This is a genomic window from Thiomonas delicata, from assembly GCF_900088825.1.
Lineage (GTDB): Bacteria > Pseudomonadota > Gammaproteobacteria > Burkholderiales > Burkholderiaceae_C > Thiomonas_A > Thiomonas_A delicata.
Genome location: NZ_LT592170.1, coordinates 643302 through 663994, shown reverse-complemented (window position 1 = coordinate 663994; position 20693 = coordinate 643302). Strand labels below are relative to the sequence as shown.

The window sequence follows — 20693 nt, the reverse complement described above, 5'->3', positions numbered from 1 at the left end:
GCTCGCCATGCAAACCATGATCTATGACTCCGACGCATTCAGCGTCTTTCAGCTCAACTGGGCCCACCACAACGAGCAGCCCTTCGAAGACGGCGCCGCCGACGCCCAGCATGGTGGCTTCGAGATTGTGGATAAATTTGCCCAGAAGGAAATTTTCATCGAAGGCCCGGTTGCCGACGGGTTTCGTCAGCGCGTGCAAAACCTGATGGCGGGGTCGCCGACCACCGACGACATTGATGAATTCCTCGACAGTTTTTCGGCCTTGTCGCGCCAGAATCTGCACGCCCACTGAGCGTCGCGTTCAAACCGCCCCTTCGGTACGGACCGGAACCAGGTTCGCGTAGGGGCGGGCATGGGTTTCCCGAGCCGCCAGCACGCACGCCAGCGCAACAGCGACCCAAACCATCAAGACGCCGAAAGCCACCTGAAAGGCGTGTTCGTCGTACTGGCGCACGCCGCCCAACGCACGCCCCGCCCACAGGGCATCGAGCACCCAGCCCAGCAAAGGGAGTTGGACGAGCGCGCCGATCATCACCCCCGTGTTGTGCACGCCGGTTGCCGTGCCGGCCAGATGCTGCGGAACGGACTCCTTGGCCCAGGCAAACCCCACCACCATCGCGCCCGCACCCAGGGCGCTGGCCAGCAGGACGCCGAACAGAAGCACGCCCGGCGCCTGGGGCCATAAGCTGAGCAGCGCGAATCCAGCCAGGGTCATGCCCCCGCCCACGACATAAGGTAGCTTGCGTCGATGGAGGCGATCCGAAAAACGCCCCCAGGCCATGCCGCCCACCGAGAACGCCACCAGCATCGCGGCAATCATCCACGAAGCCTGCGGGCCGCTCATCCCCCGATGCTGCTCCAGGAAAGGCGTTCCCCAAAGCGTGGTGAAGGTGAGAAAGGCCCCGCAAATCCCGCTCGGGGCGACGAACAGCAAGGCTGTGTTGCGCCAACCCCAGACATCACGCAAGCCACGCAGAACCTGGGCCAGCGAGCTTGGGGTCCGCTCCGGGAGGTAATCGCGAAACCCAAGCTCATGCGGGGAATTGCGGATCACACGCCAAGCCAGCAGCGCCAGGAGCAGGCAAACCAGTCCGACACCGGCCAGGGATTCGCGCCAACCCCACCAGCGGCTCATTGCCAGCAGCGGTGCCTGCGCAAGCACGGCACCCAAGGTGCCAGCACCCAGCGACAAGCCCGACATGGTGCCGAAGACGCGCGGTGCAAACCATCGTGCCGCGATTTCCAGCAGAGAAACCCAAGCCACCCCATGCCCTAGGCCGATCATGCCGCGCGCCAACAATGCCACCGCGTAGTTGGGCGCCATGGCGAACAGGAGCGTCCCCACGGCGGTCAGGAAGGTGCCGAATACGATGAGCTTTTTCGGCCCCCAGCGATCGTTCGCAACCCCGGTTGGAATCTGGGATGCGGCGTAGAAATAAAAATAAAACGAGGCCAGATTGCCTAGTTGGGCCGCGTTGAGGTGGAAATCGCGCATCAACGGCACGTTGAGCACCCCTGGCGTCACACGCAGGAAAAACCCTGCCAGATAAGCCGCCGCCGCGAGTGCCCACATCGACAACGAAAGGCGCAAGGGCGGATGAGATGTGGCGTTTGGAGGACTGGACATACACGACAAGGATGGCACCGTCCACTCTAGCAGCGCGAGCCCTGTGCTGCAGACAGCCTCCCCATGCCGGCCTTCGGGCGCCCAGCCATCGATCCGGCGCCATGCGAAACGTCTTGTGTCAAGCACGGATCATGCCCTGGCCGGGCATGAGCTTTGTGCTGCATCAAAACATCGGCGCGCCGAATCCATAGACTAGGACGCATGGAAACTGCAGTCACATCCGCCGGACACGTTCTCGACCTGTCGTCCCCAGGCACACACCGCGCCGAGATCTTGCGGGGAGATGCCGGTGCCACGGCCGTGCGGGTACTCAAGGCCATGGCGCACCGCGAGCGGCTGGCCATCCTATGCCTGTTGATGGACGGTGAAATGTGCGTGCGCGACCTGGAGCGCGAGGTGGGCATGCGTCAAGCCGCGCTATCCCAGCAACTCTCGCGCCTGCGCACCGAAAACATCGTTGCGGCGCAGCGGCGCGGTCGCTTCATGCTCTACCGCATCAAGACGCCGCAGGTACGGACCGTCGTGCAGGCGTTGTGCAGCGAGTTGACCGACTGACGCGACGCCGCCCAACCCCAACGCGTCCTGCGCCAGCCGCCGCCGGGGCGGGAATCACCGGCGCGTCGAAGCCCATTCGAAAGGCGCTTACCAAGTCCCGTGCAAGCCCCAATAAATGATGAAAACGGCGACAAGGGTTGAAATCGCCCACGCCCATGGCGGCATCATGAACCACAGGCGTTCGACCACGCTGCCCGGCGCCTGCACGCCCGCTTCCCCGCGCACATTGCGCTCAAAACGGTTGAAAAAATCCTCGATCAGGCCCTTGACGGCCTGATCCACAGCGGCCTGGCCCATCTGCGCGATCGCGCCGCCAACCTCGGCACTCGCCTGATAGTTCATCTGCGTGCCGCCATCGTTGGGCTGCAGGGCGATGAGCGCACGCCCGATGCCGAACCCGGCGTTGCCGCCATTGCCCTCGAAGCGCAGCACATAGCTGTGCGGCGGATTCACGTCCTCCAGCGTCAACGTGCTCGAAAAGCGCGTTTTGTAGCCGGCGATATCGAGAACCTGCACGACCTCGAACTGTCCTTCGCCGATTTGGGTCACGGACTCGCACCCAGGAATGCAGGCTTTCAGCATCTGCGTCGCATTGAGCGCCTCCCAAGTTTGGGCCGGTGTAAGTGGAATGTTGCGTTTGCCTTGGACGTCCATGTTGGCCTCGATAGTCTTGGGGTTGCGTGCAGCGGGTGCTGCAATATCGTTTTGTACTTATATTCCCTGGGGATCTCAACATTCAAGCTGCAGTGCAGCAAAATTCGGGAAAAACCTGTCAGGGCTTATGGGGTTGCGTTTTGCATCGCCCATCGCGCCCATGATTCCACCGCCGGGCCACGTACCGCGCTACAGTTGCGCCATGAACATCGTGATCCTGGACGACTATCAGGACGCCGTGCGCAAGCTGGCCTGTTTCACCAATCTAGCCGGTCACGACGTCAAAGTCTTCAATAACAACGTCAAGGGCGCCGGCCAGCTTGCCGTGCGCCTGCGCGATGCGCAGGTCGTGGTGCTCAACCGCGAGCGCACCGCCCTCAACCGCGCGGTTTTGGACAAATGCCCAAAACTTAAATTGGTCGTGCAGACCGGCCGCGCCGGCCCCCACCTGGACGTCGAGGCCTGCACAAAACTTGGCATCGGCGTCATCGAAGGCAGCGGAGATCCGGCTCCGGCCGCAGAATTCACCTGGGCGCTGATCATGGCTGCCATGCGCCGCATTCCGCAATATGTCGCCAGCCTCAAGCAAGGGGCGTGGCAACAGCCTGGCTTGAAGTCACTGTCCATGCCGGTGAATTTCGGTCTCGGACAGCGCTTGGCTGGCAAGACCCTGGGGATTTGGGGATACGGTCGCATCGGGCGCATCGTGAGCCGTTATGGTCAGGCGTTCGGCATGCGCGTGATGGTCTGGGGACGCGACGCCTCGCGCCGCGCTGCGGCCGAGGACGGCATGGACATCGCCGAGAGCCGCGAAGCGCTCTTTACGCATAGCGACGTTCTCAGCTTGCATCTGCGCCTCAACGAAGACACCCGCAACCTCATCACCCTGGCGGATCTGACGCTGATGAAGCCACAGGCCGTGCTCGTGAATACCGCGCGCGCCGAATTGATTGCGCCCGATGCCCTGGTGGCGGCCCTGAACCGGGGTCGGCCCGGCATGGCTGCGGTGGACGTCTTCGAGTCCGAACCCATCATGCGCGGCAATCCCTTGCTGCGGCTCGAAAACGCCATCTGCACCCCGCATGTGGGCTATGTGGAACTGGAAAACTACGAATACCTGTTCGGTCAGGCATTCGAAGCGATCAAGCGTTTCGCCGACGGACATACAGACGGTCTGATCAACCCCAAAGCCGCCGAGCGCATGCGCTGAGTCGGTCTGCGCAAGCCACCCCGGACCGCCGCCACCAGACGCCTAGTGTGGCGCGTTCACGCTGGTGTCTTGGGGATCGCGGCTCGCTCCGCCGTCGCGTTCGTGGACGAGCCTTTGACGCGGCGCCTCCGCCGTTTGTTCGGGTGGATTTGCCGCAAGGTCGGCGTCTCGCATACCGTCCTTGAAGCCTTTCACCGCCTGGCCCAGATCCGTCCCGATGTTCTTGAGTTTTTTCGTGCCGAAAACCATCGCCACGATCACCAGAACAATCAGCCAATGCCAAATACTGAATTCACCCATTGTTGCCTCCCACCTCGGGAAGAATCGCCTTTCGACGAAGGCCCAGGTCCTGATTAGAGCGCAGCAAAACCCACAAATTCCAGGGTCTTACTTGCCGATACAGAAGCGGCCGAAAATGTCGCCCAGCAGCGCATCGGCAGTCACTTCGCCGGTGATCGCCATCAGATCCTGATGCGCAAGGCGCAGTTCCTCGGCCAAGAGGTCGAGCGCTGGGCAGGACGCGCCAAGCAGCCTACGGGCCGTTTGCAAATGCTCGGCACACCCGGCCAGCGCCTGCACATGCCGCGTGCGGGCGAGAAAAACCCCCTCGGGAAGCGCTTGCCAGCCACAAGCCGCCAAGAGCGCTTGGCGCAAATCGTCCAGCCCAGCCTGAGTGCGCGTCGACAGCAGCAAACCCGGTTGCGCTGCTTCATCCCAAGCCTGGGCGGCCGCAAAGTCGCGGCAACGCTTTCTAGCCTCGGCCTCGTCGAGCGCGTCCGACTTGTTCCACACATGAAGCAAGGTGGCGCCTCGCGGCGCATGCCCTGCCACGGCTTGCGCGATCTGCGCCTCGGCTTGCGCATAGGCGGGACTCTCCAAACGCGTCAGGTCGTGCAGGAACAGCACCGCATCGGCCTCGGCGATGGCGTCCCAGCTGCGCGCCACGCCGATGCTCTCGACCGTGTCGCTCGTCTCGCGCAGGCCCGCCGTGTCGACAATGTGCAAAGGCACCCCGCCGATTTGGATGGCCTGGCTGACGCGGTCCCGCGTGGTGCCCGGAACGTCCGTGACAATCGCCAGTTCGGCGCCCGCCAAGGCGTTGAGCAACGAACTCTTGCCCACGTTCGGCTGACCCGCCAGCACCACCCGGATGCCTTCACGCAGCAAGGCGCCTTGACGCGTGCGCGCCAGGACCTCGGCGACCTGGGCCTCCAAGGCCTGCACCCGCGCGGCGACACCTGCGGCGCGGATGAAGTCGATGTCCTCCTCGGGAAAATCCAGCGTGGCCTCGACCAGGGCGCGAAGTTCGCGCAAGGCCTCGGCAAGCGCATGCACACGGTTCGACAGTTCGCCGGCCAGCGCACGGCCGGCGCCGCGAGCCGCAGTTTCGGTGGTGGCGTCGATCAGGTCGGCCACGGCTTCGGCCTGTGCCAGGTCAAGCTTGCCATTGAGAAATGCGCGCTGCGTGAATTCGCCCGGTTCCGCCGCACGCAGGCCGATGGCACGGCCCAACGCCAACAGCCGGCCCAACAGCAGGTGCAGAACCACCGGACCGCCATGCACCTGCAGTTCCAGGACGTCCTCGCCGGTATAGGAATGCGGCGCCGGAAAATACAGCGCAAGCCCTGTATCGATGATGCCGTTCTGGGCATCGCGAAACGTCAGCAAGGTCGCATGGCGGGGTTCGAGGGCGCGGCCACACAAGGCGCGGACCAAGGCGGACAGATCCTGCCCGGAAGCACGCACGATGCCGACGGCGCCGCGCCCTGGCGCCGTCGCCACGGCGGCGATCGGATCGGACTGGCGGGCCAGCGGGTTCATGGCAGCGATGACGACGCGCGGCGCAGCCGCGTCGTCAAGCCGTGCTTACTTGGGATCCGAGAATTCCGGCACGCCCATCTTCTTGTTGATGAACCACTGCTGGGCAATGGAGATCAAGTTGTTGGTCAGCCAGTACAGCACGAGGCCGGCCGGAAAGAAGAAGAACATCACCGAGAATGCCGCCGGCATGATCCACATCAGTCGCGCCTGCATCGGGTCGGGCGGCGTGGGATTGAGCTTGACCTGCAGGAAAGACGTCGCGGTCATGATGGCGGGAAGGATGTAGTACGGATCCTTGGCCGAAAGGTCGTGAATCCAGCCCAGCCAGGGCGCGCCGCGAAGTTCCACGCTGGAAAGCAGCACCCAGTACAGCGCGATGAACACCGGGATCTGGATGACGATGGGCAGGCATCCCCCCAGCGGGTTGATCTTTTCCTTGCGATACATCTCCACCATGGCCGCGTTCATCGCCGCCTGGTCGTTCTTGTGGCGTTCGCGCAGCGCGTTCAGGCGCGGAGCCACCGCCTTCATGCGCGCCATCGAACGGTAGCTCGCCGCGGTGAGTGGGAAAAACAGCAGCTTGAGCAGCACCGTCAACGCGATGATGGACCAGCCCCAGTTGCGCAGCACGGCGTGAATCTGCTCCAGCACCCAGAACAGCGGCTTGGCGATGATGGTCACCCAGCCGTAGTCCTTCACCAGTTCGAAGCCCGGGGCGAGGCCCTGGAGCTGGCTCTCGATCTCCGGACCGACATAAAGCGTGTCGGTCTGCACCGTTCGCGCCCCGGGCGCCAGCGTGGGAAGCGGCAGCATCACCCCTGTGGCGTAGAGGTTGGGTTCGAGCTTGCGCAGGTAGAACTCGCGCGGCCCCTTGTCGGGATGGGGCAGCCAGGCCGAGACGAAGTAATGCTGCACCATCGCCAGCCAACCATCGTCGCTCTTGATGATTTTGGTCTGGTCGCCGATGTCCTTGAATTCGAACTTCTGGAACTTGTCCTTGCTATCGTAGATCGCCGGGCCGGTAAACGTGTGATAGAAGTGCGTGCCGGTGCTCGGGTCGTTGCCGTCACGCACCAGTTGCAGGTAGAGCTGCGGCGTCGCTGGGGTGGTCCCCTTGTTGACGATCTCGTTGCTCACCGCAATCACGTAACTGCCGCGCTTGAAGGTGTAGCTACGCGTGAGTTGCAGGCCGCCCACGACCGGCGACTGCATGCGCACGGTCAGCGTATCGGCCCCTCCCATCTGGGTCGGGCCGGGCAACAAGGTCATCGGCGTCTTGTGGTTGGGGAAATCGCCCCCCACAAGGCCGCTTTGCGCCATGTAGATGTTGTTCGGGCTGTTGTCGAGCAACACCAGATCGTCCTGGGCATCGGCGTGGCTGGCATATTTCAGCAGCTTGGCATAGACCAAGTTCCCGCCCTCGCTCGACACCTTCATGTCCAACACGTCGGTGCGGATGGAAGTCAGCGTCGCCTTCGGTGCCGAAGCAACTCCGGGAGCGACGGACGCGGCTGTCGCTCCGCCTGGAAGGGCGACCGGGGTTTGCAGCGCCGGAGTCGGTACGTCTCCAGCGCGGCCTGCCGTCGCGGGCGCCTTGGCCGTGACGGCCGCCGGTTCGCCGAACAAGCCGCTCTGGCCGTTGTAACGCAGCCAGGAGTTGTACAGAAAAATCACCGAGATGGTGAAAATCACCCACAAAACGGAGCGGCGAAAGTCCATGCGAAATCCTGCGGGAGTGGAGTTGGAATAGCGACCGCCGCGGCGCTGGCCGCGGCGGCAAACGGTGTATTAGACCTGAGACGGTGTGACAGCATCTTGCGCCGGCGGCGTCGCGGGTTCGGAACAAGGCTCGGCGGGCTTCGAAGCCGCCGCGAAATCCATTGCCTCGTTCATTGTGTCCGGCGCATTCGAACGCCGCCAAGCAGCCCAATGAAACACGCCCGGCACAGGATCATGTCCGCCATCGCACCACGGATTGCAGCGCGCGATGCGCAAGGCGCCGAGATAACTTCCACGCGCTGCGCCATGCTCACGCAAGGCCTCGATGGCGAACTGCGAACAGGTTGGCGTGAACCGGCACTGGCCGCCCACCCAAGAACTGAACAGCAGCTGGTAACCCCGCACCAAGGCGACGAGCAAGAATCTCATGGCCGCGTCTCCGCCTGAATCTGCGAAGGCCCCTGGTCCGCAAACCCGGGCCGCGCGGACGTCGCGGAAAGTCGTCCACGTCGTGCATAAAGATTCAGCAGCGCCTGTATGCGAGCCTTCACGTACCGGCTCAAAGCCGGCGAACTGGCGCTGACGAAGGTTTCCGGCAATTTTCGCGTCAACTTGAGCACCAGGACGGGCGGCGGTGCCGAGGGCCAATCCGGCACCGTGCGCAGATGTTCGCGCAAGCCATCGCGCGTCGCGCGACGAATCAGGTTGCGCCGCACGGCATGCTTGCACAAGCGCTTCGGCAGGACGAAACCCAACACGCAAATCCGCCCCGCCGGGCCGCAAGACTGCAAGACCTCGTTTGCGACGTCGGGCTCACGCGCGTCGCGGAAGTGAAGCCGAAATTCCTCGGCATGCACGCTTGGCCCGCGCAAACTGGCCGAAAACGACTCCGGCCGGTTCAGGGGCAACAGCAGGGTTTCAGGCTCTGCCAACACATGGTGGGGGGGATGCGCCATGCGCGGCCGCTCTCGATCAGATGGAGACGAAGCACAAGCGCAAAAACCACCCCGCATGAACCCTGGGTGGCATGTGCGACGGCCTGACGCCGGAAAACTCAGACCGCCAGGCGCTTGCGACCCTTGGCACGCCGTGCCTTGATGACGGCGCGGCCGCCAACGGTGCGCATGCGCACCAGAAAACCGTGGGTGCGCTTGCGGCGCGTCTTGGAAGGTTGATAGGTACGTTTCATGATGGTGCTCTGTGGGCGCTGCTCGGTACTGTAGCCCGTCGGTCCAGGCCGCAGCACGACATTGGCTCACCCCGCCCAAAGCCGGTTCGGCCGCGAGGATTTTGCGAAAAACATGCGATTTCAACAAATTAAGCTCCCCATGTCAATCCAGCCCGCGTTGGCGGCGAGCGCTCGCGTGTTCTAGGCCCAGCCCGATCCAGGACGTTCCTGCCTCCCGGAAAACGCGAAACCGCCGAATGGTCGAGGGAAAATTGAGCCTCCATCGACGGCTCCAATCTGTGGATAACTTGGCGTGTTGGACTAAAATGGAGAGCCATAATTCCTGCTCAAGGCCAAGTTTGCGCCACCGTTCCAGCATCGCTTCACGCCTTGGAACGGCCCGGCACAGCGCTGCACCGAGAGCCGGCGCAGCGCCGAAACAGTCTTCGACGCTGGCGAATCACAACATCCGACGATTCCACATGCCGCACGAACACATCTGGCAAGCCTGTTGTACACAACTCGCCAGCGAAATTCCCGTCCAGCAATTCACCGCCTGGATCAAACCCCTCGCCCCGCCTAACTGGAGCGAAGACCATTCCACGGCCATCCTGTCAGTTCCCAACCGCTTCAAGATGGACTGGCTGCGGTCGCAATACAGCAGCCGCATCGCCGAAGCTCTGGCAAGCGCTGCAGGAAGGCCGGTGCAACTGGAATTCACCATCCACAAGCCGGTGCCGAAAGCAGCCAAGGCCGATGCCAAAGCCAGTCATGGACAGCCGGGAAGCGACCCCTCCCAAAGCCTTGCCGGCGCCAAGCAAGCGCAAGACAAGGCCGCCGACCAGGGTCAGGATGGCCGCGGCGCTGCCGCGTCACCCGAAATCGAGGCCCTCGAACGCTCGCGCCTGAATCCCGGCCTGACCTTCGAGAGCCTGGTTCCCGGCAAGGCCAACCAACTGGCGCGCGCTGCGGCGCTTCAGGTTTCGGAAAACCCTGGCAAGTCCTACAACCCGCTATTTCTCTACGGCGGCGTCGGCCTGGGCAAGACCCACCTCGTGCAGGCAGTCGGCAACGCGCTGCTCGCCGCGCGCCCGGGAGCGCGCATCCGCTACTTGCAGGCCGAACAATTCGTGAGCGAAGTGGTCAAGGCCTATCAGCGCAAGACCTTCGACGAATTCAAACGCTACTACCACTCCCTGGATCTGCTGTTGATCGACGACGTGCAGTTCTTCGCCGGCAAGGAAAAAACCCAAGAAGAGTTTTTCTACACCTTCGAGGCCCTCACGGCAAAACGCTCGCAAATCATCCTCACCAGCGACACTTATCCCAAGGAGTTGCAGGAAATCGACGCGCGCTTGACGTCGCGTTTCGATTCCGGCTTGACCGTGGCGCTGGAACCCCCCGAACTCGAGATGCGCGTGGCCATTCTGCTGCGCAAGGCGGAAGCCGAAATGGTCAATCTGGGCGAGGATGTCGCGTTCTTCGTGGCGAAAAACGTCCGTTCCAACGTTCGTGAACTCGAAGGCGCGCTGCGCAAGATCCTGGCGTACGCCCGCTTTTCCGGCGAGGAGATCACGATCGCACTGGCGCGCGAGGCGCTCAAGGATCTGCTCTCGCTACAGAACCGCCAGGTCTCGGTCGAAAATATCCAAAAAACCGTGGCCGACTTCTACAAGATCAAGGTGGCCGACATGTACTCCAAGAGGCGTCCGGCTTCCATCGCACGGCCGCGCCAGATCGCCATGTACCTGGCCAAGGAACTGACGCAGAAAAGCCTGCCCGAGATCGGCGAGTTGTTCGGCGGGCGCGATCACACCACCGTGCTGCACGCGGTGCGCAAGGTCGGACAGGAACGCACACGTCTGCAGGAACTCAACCAGCAGTTGCACGTCCTGGAGCAAACGCTGAAAGGCTGAACAACGCTGTGGATGGTTTGTGAGCCCAAGTTGAACAAGTCATGCCAAACATCGGCATGACCCAAGTTGTTCTGTTCCGCTCGCCTAAACTGGCTGTTTTGTCCCCAACGAAAATAACGTATAAGCTGTTGAAAAATAAAAGAAAAATGACTTATCCGCACAAAACAGCCTCCTCCTGTTACTAGTCCTATTCTGAAAAGGAATATTCATAATGAACAGATTGACCGTATCGCGTGAGGCCCTGCTCAAGGGACTGGGGGGCGTGGCCGGCATCGTGGAGAGGCGCCAAACACTGCCTGTGTTGGCCAATGTGTTGATGCAGCCGGTGGACGCCGATCTCGCGTTGACCACCAGCGATATGGAAATCCAGATGCGCATGCGCACGACCCTGGGGGAAGGCCATGCCGCGACGGCGGACTTGCAAGCCACCACCGTGAATGCGCGCAAGCTGATCGACATCCTGCGCGCGGCGCCGGCGCCCGAAGCGGCGCTGGAATGGGCCGACGGCAAGTTCACGGTTCGTTGCGGCAAGTCCAGGTTTTCACTGCAAACCCTGCCCGCGGAGGACTTTCCTCTGGTCAAGGAAGCCGCGGACTATTCTGCGCAGCCCTTGGTCATCGGCCAGGGTCAGTTCAAGCGCATGCTCGCGCTGGTGCACTTCGCCATGGCCCAGCATGACATCCGCTACTACCTCAACGGCCTTCTGCTGGTCGCCGACGGGCACCAACTCACCCTGGTGTCGACGGACGGCCACCGCCTTGCCCTGGTCAGTGCCCAGGTCGAAGGCCTGGCCGAGAAGCGGGAAGTCATCCTGCCGCGCAAGACCGTCATGGAATTGCTCCGCCTGTTGGCCGACGGCGAAGAGCCCATTGCGATGCGGTTCGCGTCGAATCAGGCGAAACTGAGCTTCGGCGACATGGAACTCGTGAGCAAGCTCGTCGAAGGGAAGTTTCCAGACTACCAGCGCGTGGTTCCCAAGGGACACAAGAACCATTTGCAACTGTCGCGGCAGACTTTGCTGGCGGCCCTGCAGCGCGTGGCGATTCTCACCAGCGACAAGTTCAAGGGCGTGCGCATCAATCTCGAACCCGGCGCCTTGCGCATCTCCTCGACCAATGCGGAACAGGAAGAGGCGCAGGAGGAACTCGATGTGGACTACAGTGGCGATCCCATCGAGATCGGGTTCAACGTCGCCTATCTCATCGACGTGCTGTCGAACCTGCCCGGCGAAACCGTCCGGTTGGACTTGCAGGACGGCAACAGCAGCGTGCTGATGACGCTACCCGACGATGCCTCGTTCAAATACGTGGTGATGCCGATGCGCATCTGACGCGATCGACGGTTTCCATTGGCGTCAACCACAGTCAATCCACAGATTTTCCACCTGGTTTTCCCGAAAACCGTGGGCCGGCAACTGCCGGCCCATGTGATGTTCTGATCGAGTTTTCCCTATGAGCGACACACCCAGCAATAGTTACAACGAATCGTCCATCCAAATCCTCGAGGGCCTGGAGGCGGTACGCAAGCGTCCGGGGATGTACATCGGCGACACCTCGGACGGCACGGGACTGCATCATCTCGTGTTCGAGGTGGTGGACAACTCGATTGACGAGGCGCTGGCCGGGTACTGCGACGACATCGTGGTCACCATCCATTCCGACAACTCCATCAGCGTGTCGGACAACGGTCGCGGAATCCCGATCGGCATCAAGCTCGACGACAAGCACGAGCCCAAGCGCAGCGCAGCCGAAATCGCTCTCACCGAACTGCATGCCGGCGGCAAGTTCAACCAGAACAGCTACAAGGTTTCGGGCGGCTTGCATGGTGTGGGCGTGAGCTGCGTCAACGCGCTTTCGCAGTGGTTGCGCCTGACGGTGCGGCACGATGGCGAAGTGCATGTGCTGGAATTCGCGCGCGGCACCGTGCAGAACCGCATCGTGGAGCAGCGCGACGGCATCGAAATCTCGCCCATGCGCGTGCTGGGCAAGACCGACAAACGCGGGACCGAGGTGCATTTCCTGCCCGATGCCGAGATCTTCGAGAACATCGACTTCCACTACGACGTGCTGGCCAAGCGCCTGCGCGAACTGTCCTTCCTCAACAACGGCGTGAAAATCCGTTTGCTCGACGAGCGCCAGGGCAAGGAAGACAACTTCGCCTACACCGGCGGGGTCAAGGGCTTCGTGGAGTACATCAACCGCGGCAAGAGCGTCCTGCACCCCAACATCTTCTACGCCTCGGGCGAGAAAATGACCGAGCAGGGTTCGCCCATCATCAGCGAAGTGTCCATGCAGTGGAACGACGGCTACGCCGAGAACGTGCTCTGCTTCACCAACAACATTCCCCAGCGCGACGGCGGCACCCACCTCACCGGCCTGCGCGCGGCCATGACCCGGGTGATCAACAAATACATCGACGACAACGAGCTGGCCAAGAAGGCCAAGGTCGAGGTCACCGGCGACGACATGCGCGAAGGCCTGACCTGCGTGCTGTCGGTGAAAGTGCCGGACCCGAAGTTTTCCAGCCAGACCAAGGACAAGCTCGTCTCCAGCGAGGTTCGCGCTCCGGTGGAAGAGGTGGTGGCCAAGGCGCTCACCGACTTCCTGCTCGAGAACCCCAACGACGCCAAGATCATCTGCAGCAAGATCGTCGACTCCGCGCGCGCCCGCGAGGCCGCGCGCAAGGCGCGCGAACTCACCCGCCGCAAGGGCGTGCTCGACGGCATGGGCCTGCCCGGCAAACTGGCCGACTGCCAGGAGAAGGACCCCGCCTTGTGCGAGATCTACATCGTCGAGGGCGACTCCGCCGGCGGCAGCGCCAAACAAGGCCGCGACCGCAAGTTCCAGGCCATTCTTCCCCTGCGCGGCAAGATTCTCAACGTCGAGAAAGCGCGCTACGAGAAGCTGCTCACCAGCAACGAAATCCTTACCCTCATCACCGCGCTGGGCACCGGCATCGGCAAGGACGACTTCAACGTCGCCAAGCTGCGCTACCACCGCATCATCATCATGACCGACGCCGACGTCGACGGCGCCCACATCCGCACCCTGCTGCTCACCTTCCTCTACCGCCAGATGCCCGAACTCGTCGAGCGCGGGCATATCTACATCGCCCAGCCGCCGCTCTACAAGGTCAAGCACGGCAAGGACGAGCAGTACCTGAAGGACGCGCACGAACTCGACGCCTACCTGCTGCAAGTAGCCTTGCGCGACGCCGCCGTGCTCACCAGCAGCCAGCCCGGCGCCGCCACCCTCAGCGGCGAGGCCCTGCAACAACTGGCCCGCCAGTACATGCTGGCCGAGGGCGTGATCGCGCGCCTGTCCGCCTTCATGGACGAAGAAGGCTTGCGCGCCATCGCCGGCGGGGTCGACATCGCCCTCGACACCCCCGAGCAGGCGCAGGCCTCGGCCGAGAAACTGCAGGCCGCGCTGCTCGCCGCGCACGCCAACGGCGTGGTGCCCGTGGTGCGCGCCGAAACCGATCCGCGCAGCGACAAGCAACTCCTGCGCATCGCGCGCCACCACCACGGCAACGTGCGCAGCAGCGTCATCACCGCCGACTTCACGCATGGCGCCGACTACGCCGTGCTGGCGCAAACCGCGCAAACCTTCAAGGGCCTGCTGGGCACCGGCGCCCAGGTCAGCAAGGGCCAGGGCGACAACGCGAAACAAGCCGCCGTGGCCGACTTCCGCGAAGCCATGACCTGGTTGCTGCGCCTGGCCGAAGCCAGCGTGGGCCGCCAGCGCTACAAGGGCCTCGGTGAAATGAACCCCAGCCAGCTCTGGGAAACCACCATGGACCCCGCCGTGCGGCGCATGCTGCGCGTGCAGATCGACGACGCCATCGAGGCCGACCGCGTGTTCACCATGCTCATGGGGGACGAAGTGGAACCCCGGCGCGACTTCATCGAAACCAACGCCCTGCGCGCGGCGAACCTCGACGTGTAGGCTGTAGGTTCTCATCTGACTTGCAAAAATTCTCACACTTGCCAAAAAATCCCCGGCCCCAAGGTTTGGGGATTTTTCTTTTTGATCAATAGGTTATGCGTGAGTCCTTCGCCATTGAACTTGCAGTTAAAGGCTGTCCCGTGCAGATAAGACCTGTCCCGCCTCGAGCTGGATGGAACGTCGGGGTGTGCCGGTCTGGAAGTTGAAGGCAGCGAGCTTGAAGCGCTCTGCAGGGGATGTTCCTCTTGGCGCGGCTCCCGATCCCTTCGGGAGGCATCCCGGGATCGCACGGGACTCGTCCCGCGCGGGGGCGCCGCTCGTTCCAACGCACTAAGGGATTGTGGGCGTCCACTCCTCGGCCAGGGCGGTCATCGAAGCCGCGTCGCGCAAGGGCCGGTGCCGACCCTCACCAGTCACTCAATATCCAAGAATCACTGATTCAAAGCGGACACATGGGATTTTGGAGAAACCCTTGGTCATTGAAGATATGTCTAGATCGAAAGATAAACGGCACTTCTCAGCCATTGCCCGCACGACGCTAATCGTGCGCCATAAGGCGCCGATTAATGAGCTAAAGCCGGTGTTCCGCGCAGGCGTTCGTTAGCAAGTTGTTGAAATATTGTTTTCTGGCCTTCGCCCCATCGACAGGGCCTATCTCCATGACATTCAGATGCACCTGACTCGCTTTATCGAGGCGGGAGAAATCGCCTTTATCTGATGGATATAAGCATTTTGAATGACACCACACTGTGAATCGTGGTATTTCAAAGGCCAGCTAGCTGTACTGAATGCCTTCCACTTGTTTGAGCGCTCCTACAGCGATGTCAAGGAAGGCACGAGTTCGCATAGGAATGTGCTTGCGGCTAGTGAATACCAAGCTCACCGGAATTGGCGCAGGCTCGAATTGACTCAGGACTCGAACTAATTTTCCTGATTTTATCTCGTCGATCACTTGATACGATAGCGGACGCGCCAGCCCGATACCAGAAATGGCGGCATCGATCATGGTCTCTGCTTGGTTTACGACGAAACGGCTATGCGCCTGAGCAGTCAAATTCCAAGGTTGTACTTCACCTCGAATCGACATCATAACGAGCGTATGCTGGGCTAGTGAGTCGGGGTTTGTCGGCAATCCGTGCTTACTCAGATAATCCGGGCTGGCGACAATGATGCGCCGAACCTCACCGATTTGGCGCACGGTCAGGCGCGAATCGTTAAGTGCGCCAATGCGTAAGGCGACGTCGATTTTATGATCGATGAGATCCACCATTTCATTCGACAATAGCAATTCGATCGACACTTGTGGGTACATGTCAAGGTAGCGCGTGGCAATTGGTGCCAAGTGGCGGCGCCCAAACATGAGCGGCGCTGACACGCGCAACAATCCGGTCGGACTGACGGCTTGGCCCATTGCTTCATGGAGCGACTCATCGTAGTCGCTAAGTATGCGGCGGCCACTATCAGCCAAGCGACGCCCAGCCTCGGTCGGGGCCAGCTTGCGCGTTGTTCGTTCAATCAGGCGCACGCCGATCCGCGTTTCCATCTCGTTGAGAATATGCGTAACCGAGGCTGGGGAGCGCCCTGTTTTGTGCGCTGCGGCGATCAACGTACCCTCGTCCAAAATGGCGATAAGCAGCGCTAACTCGTCTAGCTTGTCCATAATTCAAGAATAATGAATGATGAATTGCAAAATCGATCAATAGTATATTTAGTTGCCATCTTCTACACTACCACAGATCGATGGAGAATGTTATGAATCGACGTGGATTCGTAGGCGCCGCCATGGCAACCTCGGCAGCTCAAATGATGCCCGCTTGGGCAGCCAGTCGTCGCATCAAGGCTGTCGCTTTCGATGGGCTTGCACTCTTTGACCCGCGACCGATTTTCTCAACGGCTGAAAAAATGTTTCCTGATAGAGGTGCGGCTTTGGTGGCATCGTGGCGCACACACTTATTCGAATATACATGGTTGCGCACGATTATGGGAAATTACGCCGATTTCTTGCGCGTAGCTGAAGATGCGCTAATTTTTGCTGCGAATTCTGAAAAAATCGCACTTCCGAGCGATAAACGCCAACGATTGATGGCTGGTTTCATGGATATGAAAACATGGCCGGATGTTGTGCCAGTCCTAAAAAGATTAAAAAACCGCGGGTTGGGGCTGGCGCCCCTGAACGATTTCACGGTGCCGATGTTGGAGGCTGGCATTAAAAATTCCGATCTTGCCGGCGTATTTGATCACTTGCTGTCTACCGACGCAGTGCGGGTGTATAAGCCGGATCCACGAACCTACCAGATGGCAGTAGATGCCTTCAAGCTGCAGCGCGACGAAATCGCCTTTGTGGCTTTTGCTGGCTGGGATGCGGCAGGGGCAAAAATATTTGGTTTCCCAACCATTTGGGTTAATCGTATGGGCATGCCGGTTGAGCAACTCGGCCAAATGCCTGACAAGATTGCTTCGTCGTTTGCGGCCCTATCAAGCTTCGTCGACCGGCGAGGATAGCGAGTCGTTCCGACTGGCCCGGCTGTGATCAAACTTTGAAAATATTTATCCATTTAGAGGTGCGCCGCATCCGCAGCGCATCGGCAGGCTTCTTCCCGTCGCCTTATCGTAGAACGCGGCTCACCACCCCACTCATGAGGAGACAACATGAACACATCGCCATTCAAGAGCGCCTTGCTGAGCCTGACGCTGGTGCTAGGCTGCACTGGCCTGGCCCAGGCGGCCAACCCGTCGATGTTGAAAGACTTCAACTTCGACAAGCCCGCGTTCATCCACGACCTGCCGTTTGCCCAATACAAGGTGGTGATGCAGGTGAGCCAGGACGACCCGGCGCTGTGGAATCTGGCGCTCAACAATGCGCAGAATCTGCTCGACTACTTTGGCCAGGAAAAAGTGCGGATCGTCATCGTGGCCTATGGCCCTGGCCTGCCCATGTTGCTCAAGAACAGCTCGGTGGCGCAGCGCATCGCATCGCTGGACATCGAGGGTGTGGAGTTCGACGCCTGCCATACGACCATGGAAGGTATGGCCAAGAAGCTTGGCCATATGCCAGAACTGGTGCCGCAGGCGGTGGTGGTACCGGCCGGCGTTGCGCGCATCATGCAACTCGAAAAAGCTGAGTTCGCTTACATCAAGCCCTAATCCATGGGTACTGTGCCGTAGGACGGCTTGCCGTCGCAACACGGTCCACGAGGCTTGCGTACCCGCGAGGATCCGCTGAGCGAGGTTTGGGCAAGCGAGGTTATGCCCTTGCTGCGCAACGACGTGCTTGCCAGTCAGCCAAGGACTCTCTGCTGGATGGGAGCGCCGTGCGTAGTCCTTTCGATGGGTGGCGTAGGGCACATCCTTTCGATAGCCGACATTCGCCGATGTCGGCTCATGGCCGACTACAGCCACCCGGCCCGATTGTGCGACAGACCGCTTAGGCCGAACTGCTGTCGCTCACCACCCCGCGCTCGGCTACTTCTCGTCTCCAAGTGCCGCCCTCCCGTGGCAGCTCTTACCCTTAACTTACCCGTCGGGGGCTCACCACCGACGAGCGTTTGCGCGGCAACTATTTGATTCGCTGCGCCGTCGGGCCCGGGCCAGGGGCGTGACAGCCCACTGGGGAGCGGAGTTGTCTTCCCTTGCATTGTCGCGGCGTGAGGGGTTGGGTTGCGTGCGCTTTCTTGGCTTGCTAAGTTGCTGTTTTTATTCAATCATTGTCGATTGTTTGAAACTTTGTTTCCCACTTCGGAGCTAGTCTCCGTCCGGATTTTGAGACTTTGTTTCGCTTTTGAGAGTTTGTTCCCAGCTCCCTCCTCTAGGATCCGCATAACAAAGTGTGAAAACCGCGCCAGAGTGGAAGGCGCCGATCGACGCTAGCCCAGGGCATGGCAGAGTGTAGAAATTTGGCGCCCTCGATGCTGGTGGAGCCACTTTAGCCCAAGAACAGTGTGTCAAATGGCCGCGCCACCGTAGAAGTTTTTCGGGGCAGATCTGCAGGCAAATTGGGCCGGCTCGACAGGGGGTTTCCCGGGAAGGGTGACGCCCAAAGTGGTAGTCCTGAGCATCTTCGGCACGGTTGCTGACATGCTCGGCGTCAGCAGTTGAGGCGTCGCATCAGTCCCGGATGCCAACGCCGATGGAACATAGTGTCAAAACCGCGGGCCAACGTTCACCTTTTCCCGTTCGAGGTCATGTAAATCGACCCTCGATTGAACGTGCAGCACCGGATCAGGTCCCACGCGTCTCTACCTCTGACCTGCCTACTTGATGGTGGGAGCTTACGGAGCCGCCACAAGACGATGAGCTATGCGCGCATGCAGCACACCGAGGCCGAGCTCAAGAAGCAGATCGACGCGCTGCTGGCGCGAGCGAAGGCCACCGACGAGGCCGAGGCGCAGGAGCCGGTGCTGGACATCCCGGCCGAGATCGAGCGGCGCCAGGCGCGACTTGATGCGATCCGCCAGGCGCGCGAACGCCTGGAGCAACGCCAGCGCGAGGCCGACGCGCGGTGGCGATGATGATCGCCGCCCTCGCGGACCCGACGGCAAACCGCGCGGGGGACGCTACGCGCGCGACTTCGGCGTGCCCAAAGACGGGTATCCGGATTTAGCTGTGGGCGTCTCAATCCGGCAGGACACCTAGACTGCCGCCCATGAGCGCGCGCAAGTCATTGAACATAAAAGGCATCTCACGCCATGATGGCTCTGATGCACATAGAGCAAAATCAGTGACTTATACGCGCAACTAAGCCGACGGTGGAACTCAAGCCAGCAGGCCCTTGCTGCGCATGAGATCGACGAGGCCTTGCTCCTCGAGGGCGTACTCCCCGTGCGCGGCTCGCCACACGAGCGATTTCGCCTGCAGAGCTTCGAGGGTGCTCTGAACGTTGGGGACATTGACTTTGTCCACGCTATCCGGATCCAGCTGGGCCAGCTGCTCGGAGTACGCCTTGAGCGACGCAGCCGCGTAAGGGGTGTAGCCGTCTCCCTGAATCGCCAACACGCGCAACACCGCACCCTGTAGTGGCGTGAGCGCCCGCACGACCTTGAGCATGGCCTCGTCCGATTCCTCGATCGCCGCGGCCACGGCGACCTCGAAGGCGTCGTCCAGGCGCTCGGCGGGGGGCAGCACGCCGTTGTCATCGGGCAGGTCGCCGAGCGCCTGCATGAGCACTTCCGGGCGCCAAGCGGCGCGCTCGAAGCTGCGCAGGGTGCGGTCTACGTCCAGCTGGGTGGGCAGGCCGGCGTTGTCTACAAACCACCTCACATAGTCGACGCCCAACGGCGGAAAGGCGCGCAGCATGGCCTTGTAGAACGCCTGGTCCTTGCTGGCGCGCAGGATGGCCAGCTTGGAGCGGCTAGAGCCCGTGGCCACGATGCGCAGACCAAAGTGATGGGTGCTGTTGAGCTCATCGCGAGCCGCCTTCAATGCGAACAGCGCGTTGTTGCCTTCGTCGGTGGTCGCGGCTTGCTGAGCCTCGTCGATCATCAGGACGATGGGCGCCTTGACGCGATCGGACAGGGCGCCCAGCGCCTGGCTCAGGCTCACACCGGTACCTAAGCCCACCTTGGCCACATCGAAGCTCAGCCCCCCGACGTTGACCTTGTCCATACCGGCTTTGCGCGCCATCTTGAGCACGAAGCCGTCATCCTGTGCAAACGCGCTGCGCACGAGCGCGACAATCGCCGAACCGGGTTCGATCGTCTTGTCGGCCCATAGGTCGACGTAGAGCACGGCTGCGCCGCGCTTCTCGAGCGCGGGCATCAGGTCTTCGCGAAGGAACGTCGACTTGCCAGTGCGCCGCGGTGCGGCCAGGAACAGGCCGGAACGCGCCGGCGCGAGAGCTGCCTCGTTGAGGATGACGTTGGCCAACTCGTTGGCCAAGTCGGGGCGATGGAAGAACGGGTCGGTAGCCATGTCAGAAGTCTGCAGAACGAATGGGGATGGCGATTATGGCATTTTATACCTCTATATACAGCCCTATGGTTGATTCGAAGGTGGTTGACATCAAGGAAGTGGCCGCGACCACCGGCGCGAGTTAGGGTGTTTTATGGTGCTCTATACCGATCGTGACCCTGGTGCCTCG

18 protein-coding genes and 1 pseudogene are annotated in these 20693 nt (G+C 61.5%); 9 read left to right on the top strand and 10 right to left on the bottom strand.

Annotation, left to right across the window (positions count from 1 at the left end):
• Positions 1–7: 7 nt before the first annotated feature.
• Positions 8–292: a BTH_I0359 family protein gene (locus tag THIARS_RS03175; RefSeq protein ID WP_094160594.1), complete on the top strand. Its 285-nt coding sequence runs from the start codon at positions 8–10 to the stop codon at positions 290–292.
• A 9-nt stretch (positions 293–301) separates the two neighbouring features.
• Here the strand turns inward: THIARS_RS03175 and THIARS_RS03170 are convergent, their stop codons facing one another.
• The gene (locus THIARS_RS03170; RefSeq protein ID WP_245845469.1) at positions 302–1573 is read right to left on the bottom strand and encodes an MFS transporter; all 1272 of its coding nucleotides are present in this window, start codon (positions 1571–1573) and stop codon (positions 302–304) included.
• Between the two features lie 255 nt (positions 1574–1828).
• On the opposite strand from THIARS_RS03170, the gene THIARS_RS03165 reads away from it, so the two are divergent.
• Positions 1829–2182 carry an ArsR/SmtB family transcription factor gene (locus THIARS_RS03165; protein ID WP_094159438.1) on the top strand — a complete coding sequence of 118 codons (354 nt, stop codon included), beginning with the start codon at positions 1829–1831 and terminating at the stop codon, positions 2180–2182.
• An 87-nt stretch (positions 2183–2269) separates the two neighbouring features.
• Here the strand turns inward: THIARS_RS03165 and THIARS_RS03160 are convergent, their stop codons facing one another.
• Positions 2270–2836 (bottom strand): SRPBCC family protein, encoded by a 567-nt coding sequence (locus THIARS_RS03160; protein ID WP_094159437.1) that lies wholly within the window; start codon positions 2834–2836, stop codon positions 2270–2272.
• 202 nt (positions 2837–3038) lie between these two features.
• Between THIARS_RS03160 and THIARS_RS03155 the strand changes: the two genes are divergently transcribed.
• Complete coding sequence (locus tag THIARS_RS03155; protein ID WP_094160593.1) at positions 3039–4046, top strand: D-2-hydroxyacid dehydrogenase family protein; 1008 nt, start codon at positions 3039–3041, stop codon at positions 4044–4046.
• 42 nt (positions 4047–4088) lie between these two features.
• Here the strand turns inward: THIARS_RS03155 and tatA are convergent, their stop codons facing one another.
• The 6 genes from tatA to rpmH all read right to left on the bottom strand — a co-directional run bounded on the left by tatA (position 4089) and on the right by rpmH (position 8775).
• On the bottom strand, positions 4089–4346 hold the full coding sequence (gene tatA / locus THIARS_RS19230; RefSeq protein ID WP_094159436.1) for a Sec-independent protein translocase subunit TatA: 258 nt from the start codon (positions 4344–4346) through the stop codon (positions 4089–4091).
• 87 nt (positions 4347–4433) lie between these two features.
• Positions 4434–5867, bottom strand: a complete 1434-nt coding sequence (gene mnmE, locus THIARS_RS03145) for a tRNA uridine-5-carboxymethylaminomethyl(34) synthesis GTPase MnmE (protein WP_094159435.1) — start codon at positions 5865–5867, stop codon at positions 4434–4436.
• Between the two features lie 45 nt (positions 5868–5912).
• Positions 5913–7586, bottom strand: a complete 1674-nt coding sequence (yidC, locus tag THIARS_RS03140; RefSeq protein ID WP_094159434.1) for a membrane protein insertase YidC — start codon at positions 7584–7586, stop codon at positions 5913–5915.
• A 69-nt stretch (positions 7587–7655) separates the two neighbouring features.
• A complete protein-coding gene (gene yidD, locus THIARS_RS03135) occupies positions 7656–8015 on the bottom strand; it encodes a membrane protein insertion efficiency factor YidD (protein WP_094159433.1) in 360 nt (119 codons plus the stop codon).
• The gene (locus THIARS_RS03130; protein ID WP_186436546.1) at positions 8012–8443 is read right to left on the bottom strand and encodes a ribonuclease P protein component; all 432 of its coding nucleotides are present in this window, start codon (positions 8441–8443) and stop codon (positions 8012–8014) included. The genes yidD and THIARS_RS03130 overlap by 4 nt, the downstream gene beginning before the upstream one ends.
• 197 nt (positions 8444–8640) lie before the next feature.
• Positions 8641–8775 (bottom strand): 50S ribosomal protein L34, encoded by a 135-nt coding sequence (gene rpmH / locus THIARS_RS03125; protein WP_094159431.1) that lies wholly within the window; start codon positions 8773–8775, stop codon positions 8641–8643.
• 461 nt (positions 8776–9236) lie between these two features.
• On the opposite strand from rpmH, the gene dnaA reads away from it, so the two are divergent.
• From dnaA to gyrB, 3 genes are all read left to right on the top strand, one after another.
• Positions 9237–10670 carry a chromosomal replication initiator protein DnaA gene (gene dnaA, locus THIARS_RS03120; RefSeq protein WP_222423024.1) on the top strand — a complete coding sequence of 478 codons (1434 nt, stop codon included), beginning with the start codon at positions 9237–9239 and terminating at the stop codon, positions 10668–10670.
• 211 nt (positions 10671–10881) lie between these two features.
• Positions 10882–12000 carry a DNA polymerase III subunit beta gene (dnaN, locus tag THIARS_RS03115; RefSeq protein ID WP_094159429.1) on the top strand — a complete coding sequence of 373 codons (1119 nt, stop codon included), beginning with the start codon at positions 10882–10884 and terminating at the stop codon, positions 11998–12000.
• A 121-nt stretch (positions 12001–12121) separates the two neighbouring features.
• Positions 12122–14617 (top strand): DNA topoisomerase (ATP-hydrolyzing) subunit B, encoded by a 2496-nt coding sequence (gene gyrB, locus THIARS_RS03110; protein WP_094159428.1) that lies wholly within the window; start codon positions 12122–12124, stop codon positions 14615–14617.
• A 775-nt stretch (positions 14618–15392) separates the two neighbouring features.
• Here gyrB and THIARS_RS03105 read toward each other — a convergent pair.
• Positions 15393–16277: a LysR family transcriptional regulator gene (locus THIARS_RS03105; protein WP_094159427.1), complete on the bottom strand. Its 885-nt coding sequence runs from the start codon at positions 16275–16277 to the stop codon at positions 15393–15395.
• Positions 16278–16369: 92 nt separating this feature from the next.
• On the opposite strand from THIARS_RS03105, the gene THIARS_RS03100 reads away from it, so the two are divergent.
• From THIARS_RS03100 to THIARS_RS03090, 3 genes and pseudogenes are all read left to right on the top strand, one after another.
• Complete coding sequence (locus THIARS_RS03100; protein WP_222423023.1) at positions 16370–17119, top strand: haloacid dehalogenase type II; 750 nt, start codon at positions 16370–16372, stop codon at positions 17117–17119.
• Positions 17120–17266: 147 nt separating this feature from the next.
• Complete coding sequence (locus THIARS_RS03095) at positions 17267–17761, top strand: DsrE family protein (protein ID WP_094159425.1); 495 nt, start codon at positions 17267–17269, stop codon at positions 17759–17761.
• A 1130-nt stretch (positions 17762–18891) separates the two neighbouring features.
• Positions 18892–19201, top strand: a pseudogene (locus THIARS_RS03090) (IS5/IS1182 family transposase); the annotation flags it as partial.
• A 168-nt stretch (positions 19202–19369) separates the two neighbouring features.
• On the opposite strand, the gene THIARS_RS03085 reads toward THIARS_RS03090, so the two are convergent.
• Positions 19370–20524 carry an ATP-binding protein gene (locus THIARS_RS03085; protein ID WP_094159424.1) on the bottom strand — a complete coding sequence of 385 codons (1155 nt, stop codon included), beginning with the start codon at positions 20522–20524 and terminating at the stop codon, positions 19370–19372.
• Positions 20525–20693: the final 169 nt, after the last annotated feature.

Coding starts and splice junctions, on each gene's coding strand:
- THIARS_RS03175 (WP_094160594.1), top strand. CDS start 8: ATGCAAACCATGATCTATGACTCCGACGCATTCAGCGTCTTTCAGCTC.
- THIARS_RS03170 (WP_245845469.1), bottom strand. CDS start 1,573: ATGTGGGCACTCGCGGCGGCGGCTTATCTGGCAGGGTTTTTCCTGCGT.
- THIARS_RS03165 (WP_094159438.1), top strand. CDS start 1,829: ATGGAAACTGCAGTCACATCCGCCGGACACGTTCTCGACCTGTCGTCC.
- THIARS_RS03160 (WP_094159437.1), bottom strand. CDS start 2,836: ATGGACGTCCAAGGCAAACGCAACATTCCACTTACACCGGCCCAAACT.
- THIARS_RS03155 (WP_094160593.1), top strand. CDS start 3,039: ATGAACATCGTGATCCTGGACGACTATCAGGACGCCGTGCGCAAGCTG.
- tatA (WP_094159436.1), bottom strand. CDS start 4,346: ATGGGTGAATTCAGTATTTGGCATTGGCTGATTGTTCTGGTGATCGTG.
- mnmE (WP_094159435.1), bottom strand. CDS start 5,867: ATGAACCCGCTGGCCCGCCAGTCCGATCCGATCGCCGCCGTGGCGACG.
- yidC (WP_094159434.1), bottom strand. CDS start 7,586: ATGGACTTTCGCCGCTCCGTTTTGTGGGTGATTTTCACCATCTCGGTG.
- yidD (WP_094159433.1), bottom strand. CDS start 8,015: ATGAGATTCTTGCTCGTCGCCTTGGTGCGGGGTTACCAGCTGCTGTTC.
- rpmH (WP_094159431.1), bottom strand. CDS start 8,775: ATGAAACGTACCTATCAACCTTCCAAGACGCGCCGCAAGCGCACCCAC.
- dnaA (WP_222423024.1), top strand. CDS start 9,237: ATGCCGCACGAACACATCTGGCAAGCCTGTTGTACACAACTCGCCAGC.
- dnaN (WP_094159429.1), top strand. CDS start 10,882: ATGAACAGATTGACCGTATCGCGTGAGGCCCTGCTCAAGGGACTGGGG.
- gyrB (WP_094159428.1), top strand. CDS start 12,122: ATGAGCGACACACCCAGCAATAGTTACAACGAATCGTCCATCCAAATC.
- THIARS_RS03105 (WP_094159427.1), bottom strand. CDS start 16,277: ATGGACAAGCTAGACGAGTTAGCGCTGCTTATCGCCATTTTGGACGAG.
- THIARS_RS03100 (WP_222423023.1), top strand. CDS start 16,370: ATGAATCGACGTGGATTCGTAGGCGCCGCCATGGCAACCTCGGCAGCT.
- THIARS_RS03095 (WP_094159425.1), top strand. CDS start 17,267: ATGAACACATCGCCATTCAAGAGCGCCTTGCTGAGCCTGACGCTGGTG.
- THIARS_RS03085 (WP_094159424.1), bottom strand. CDS start 20,524: ATGGCTACCGACCCGTTCTTCCATCGCCCCGACTTGGCCAACGAGTTG.